The sequence below is a fragment of the Rhizobium sp. UFLA01-1127 genome (genome assembly GCF_059803845.1).
Genome location: NZ_JAUQTZ010000243.1, coordinates 1 through 4,127, shown reverse-complemented (window position 1 = coordinate 4,127; position 4,127 = coordinate 1). Strand labels below are relative to the sequence as shown.

General features: G+C 60.5%; 4 protein-coding genes and 1 pseudogene. All 5 read left to right on the top strand.

Features of this window, described 5'->3' with window-relative positions:
• Window positions 1–343 (top strand): annotated as a pseudogene (locus Q4Q11_RS31045) (siroheme synthase CysG); the annotation flags it as partial.
• 3 nt (window positions 344–346) lie between these two features.
• Entirely contained in the window at window positions 347–661 is a 315-nt protein-coding gene (locus tag Q4Q11_RS31040; protein ID WP_112507208.1) for a DUF2849 domain-containing protein, read from the top strand.
• Between the two features lie 17 nt (window positions 662–678).
• Window positions 679–2,358: a nitrite/sulfite reductase gene (locus Q4Q11_RS31035; RefSeq protein WP_498571885.1), complete on the top strand. Its 1,680-nt coding sequence runs from the start codon at window positions 679–681 to the stop codon at window positions 2,356–2,358.
• 11 nt (window positions 2,359–2,369) lie between these two features.
• Window positions 2,370–2,882, top strand: a complete 513-nt coding sequence (locus Q4Q11_RS31030) for a DUF934 domain-containing protein (RefSeq protein WP_113214749.1) — start codon at window positions 2,370–2,372, stop codon at window positions 2,880–2,882.
• A 229-nt stretch (window positions 2,883–3,111) separates the two neighbouring features.
• Window positions 3,112–3,924 carry a ferredoxin--NADP reductase gene (locus tag Q4Q11_RS31025; protein ID WP_498571884.1) on the top strand — a complete coding sequence of 271 codons (813 nt, stop codon included), beginning with the start codon at window positions 3,112–3,114 and terminating at the stop codon, window positions 3,922–3,924.
• The last annotated feature ends 203 nt before the right edge of the window (window positions 3,925–4,127 follow it).

Below are 4,127 nucleotides of genomic sequence, written 5' to 3'. Positions count from 1 at the left end.
CGATCTTACGGGCGATGTGTTGCCAGACTGGGCGAGTTTGGCCGTATCCGGCGCCACGATTGCAGTGTATATGGGGCGTACGGTCGCCGCCTCCGTCGCCGGCCGCCTGATGCAGGCCGGCCTCCCGCCCGAGACGACGGTTGCCATCATCGAAAATGCGAGCCGTCGCGATCGCCGCCTGATGCATGGCATCCTGCGGGATCTGCCCGGTCTCGAGCATCGTGATGAGTTGGGCGGGCCGGTCATGGTCATTATCGGCGATGCCGTCGCCGGTGCGAATTTTGAACAATCCGAGCCGCTGGTCCGTCGCGGGGCCGTCGCTCAAGACTATGCAAGGAGCTGATTGATGGTCGACAAGGTTCTGACCGCAAACCGGCTCACCGATGGCGTCGCCGTTTGGCTGAACGCAAATGGTGAGTGGACGTTATCGCTGCAGGAAGCGCTTGTCGCCCGTCATGCCGAGGCGGAAGCCGCTCTGGAAGCGATCGGCAAGAAAGCCTATGCCGACAACAAGGTCGTCGACGTCAATCTGATCGACGTTCAGGAAACCGGCGGCAAGCTCTGGCCGCTGCGCCTGCGCGAGCGCATCCGCGCCGAAGGCCCCACCATGGAATATGCGCCAGGCTATGCCGCGGCCGATCCCGATTTCATTGCAGCCTGAGAAGTCCCGAGGAAATCATGTATCGTTACGATGAATTCGACCACGCCTTCGTTGCGGAACGGGTTGCCCAGTTCCGCGATCAGGTGGCGCGACGCCTCTCGGGTGAGCTTTCGGAAGACGCCTTCAAGCCGCTGCGCCTGATGAACGGCGTCTATCTGCAGCTGCATGCCTATATGCTGCGCATCGCTATTCCCTATGGCACGCTGAGCTCGCGCCAGATGCGCATGCTCGCGCATGTCGCACGCACCTATGACCGCGGCTATGGTCACTTCACCACCCGCCAGAACCTGCAATTCAACTGGCCGAAGCTCTCCGAAATGCCGGATGCGCTGGCTGATCTCGCCTCCGTCGAGATGCACGCCATTCAGACCTCGGGCAATTGCATTCGCAACGTGACGGCCGACCATTTCGCCGGCGCAGCGGCAGACGAAGTCGCCGATCCCAGGCCTTATGCAGAAATTCTGCGCCAATGGTCGTCCGTTCACCCGGAATTCTCGTTCCTGCCGCGCAAGTTCAAGATCGCCGTCACCGGTGCCGAGCGCGACCGCGCAGCTATCCAGGTTCACGATATCGGCCTGCATCTGAAAAAGAACGACAAGGGCGAGATCGGCTTTGCCGTCTATGTTGGAGGCGGGCAGGGCCGCACGCCGCTCGTTGCCAAGCTGATCCGCGATTTCCTGCCGGAAGAGGATCTCCTCTCCTATACGACGGCAATCATGCGCGTTTACAACCTGTATGGCCGCCGCGACAACAAGTACAAGGCGCGCATCAAGATCCTCGTGCATGAAACCGGCGCCGAAGAATTGGCGCGTCAGGTCGAGGTCGAATTCGAGAAGCTGAAAGATACGGAGCTGAAGCTGCCGGAGGCCGACGTCCAGGCGATTTCGGCCTATTTCGCACCGCCGGCGCTGCCTGAGCGCGCCGAAGGCTGGGAAAGCCTGGCGCGCTGGAAGAGGGCCGATCCGGACTTCGCGCGCTGGGTGCAGCAGAACGTGCAGCCGCACAAGAACCCGGATTACGGCATGGTGACCATCTCGCTGAAGCCGATCGGCGGCATTCCGGGCGATGCCTCGGATGCACAGATGGAGGCCGTGGCCGACCTCGCAGAGGAATATGCCTTCGACGAAATTCGCGTCAGCCATGAGCAGAATCTGATTCTGCCGCATGTTGCTCTGGCCGATCTCGAAGCCGTCTATCGCGGCCTCGTCGCCATCGGCCTGGAAACGGCGAATGCCGGCCTGATCACGGACATCATCGCCTGCCCCGGCCTTGATTACTGCGCGCTTGCCAATGCGCGCTCCATTCCGGTCGCGCAGGAGATTTCCAGACGCTTCGGTTCGCCCGAGCGCCAGTCCGAGATCGGCGAGCTGAAGATCAAGATCTCCGGCTGCATCAATGCCTGCGGCCACCACCATGTCGGCCATATCGGCCTGCTCGGCGTCGAGAAGAAGGGCGCGGAGCTCTATCAGATCACGCTCGGCGGCTCCGGCGACGAAAACACCTCGATCGGTGAGATCATCGGCCGTGGCTTCGAGCCCGACAAAGTGACTGACGCTATCGAGACCATCGTCGATACCTATCTCGGACTTCGTCTGGATCCTTCCGAAACCTTCCTCGCCGCCTATCGTCGCGTCGGGCCGCAGCCGTTCAAGACGGCGCTCTACGGCTCGTCCTCGACGGCCGCCGAAGCAGCGTAAGGAGATTGACCATGACCAAGATCTGGCGGGAAACCGGCTTTGTGGAAGGTGATCTCTGGATCATCGAGACTGACGAGATCAAGGCGGCCGAGACGCAGAAGCCTCTGCTTGGCCTCGATGCGCTGATCGCAAAGGCGGAAGAAAGCAACGACGTCGGCCTCGGCGTCGTCATTAAACCGGCCGACGACGTGACCCGGCTGCAGCCATACCTCGATCGTCTCGATCTTGTTGCCGTTGCCTTTCCGGCGTTCAGCGACGGCCGCTCCTTCAGCCATGCCTCGCTTTTGCGCCAGCGCCTGGGCTATGCTGGGGAGTTGCGTGCCGTCGGCGATGTGCTGATCGACCAGATTCCGTTGATGCTGCGCGTCGGCATCGATAGTTTCGCCGTGACCAACGAAACTGCGTTGAGACGGCTGTCGGAAAATCGCTTGCCGGGCATTCCGCACTATTATCAGCCGGCCGCGCGCCGCGCAGAAGGCGGACAGGCTTATAGCTGGCGGCGGTTGCCGGCGAAATCGGCCTGACATTGGGGCTTGCTGTTGCGGCAATTTGACAGTGTCGGATTGCAGTATTCGAGCCTATCAATATGGGTAAAGTCGGCAAGCTGGAGTTTTGACTGGAACATTCATATTTCAGTCCTGTGCCGGCGGTTGGAATGGAATGCCTTTCAAGACCGGCTATATTATAATATCAGCATCGCGAAATGAGCCTGCCAGGAAAGACATGCAAGATTAATACGGGATCCGAGACAGAATGAACGCCCCCGCCAAATCAGATGAATTTGCTTCAGCAGTGCCAGCCGGCGTCTTCGCCGAGACGGTGCTGAGCGTCACGCATTATACCGACCGGCTCTTTCGCTTCACCATGACCCGGCCGCAAGGCTTCCGTTTCCGCTCCGGCGAATTCGCTATGATCGGCCTCATGGTCGAGGGCAAGCCACTTTATCGCGCCTATTCGATCGCGAGCCCTGCCTGGGCCGACGAACTCGAGTTCTTTTCCATCAAAGTGCCTGACGGTCCGCTGACCTCGCACCTGCAGAACATCAAGCCCGGCGACGAAGTGCTGATGCGCAAGAAGCCGACCGGTACGCTGGTTCTGGATGCGCTGACGCCCGGCCGCCGGCTCTACATGTTCTCGACCGGCACCGGCATCGCGCCGTTTGCGAGCCTCATCCGCGATCCGGAAACCTATGAAAAGTTCGAGGAAGTCATTCTCACCCACACGACGCGGGATGTGGCCGAGCTGAAATACGGTTTCGATCTCGTCGAGGAAATCCGCAACGATGAAATCCTGAGCGAAGTCGTCGGCGACAAGCTGCGCCACTACGCGACCGTCACCCGCGAGGAGTTCCCCTTCAAGGGCCGCATTACCGATCTCATCGAAAACGGCAAGCTTTTCAGCGATCTTGGCGTGCCGCCGCTCGATCCGGCCATCGATCGCGGCATGATCTGCGGCTCTTCCGCCATGCTGAAGGACACCAAGGCGCTGCTGGAAGAGGCTGGCCTCAACGAGGGTGCCAACAATAACCCGGCCGAGTTCGTCATCGAACGCGCTTTCGTCGGTTGATCGAGTTATCCGGATGGGGAACGAGAGGCGGCTTCGGCAGCGAAGCCGCCCTTTCTATACGCCACTGAGATAATCGATGAGCGCCGCCATGGCTGTTTCTGCCGCATTCGCGTCACCGTCTTGAATGGCTTCGATGGCCTGAACATGCATCGCAATTGCCCCATCCATGCGATCATGCGTTCCGGTGGAATACCACAGCCGGC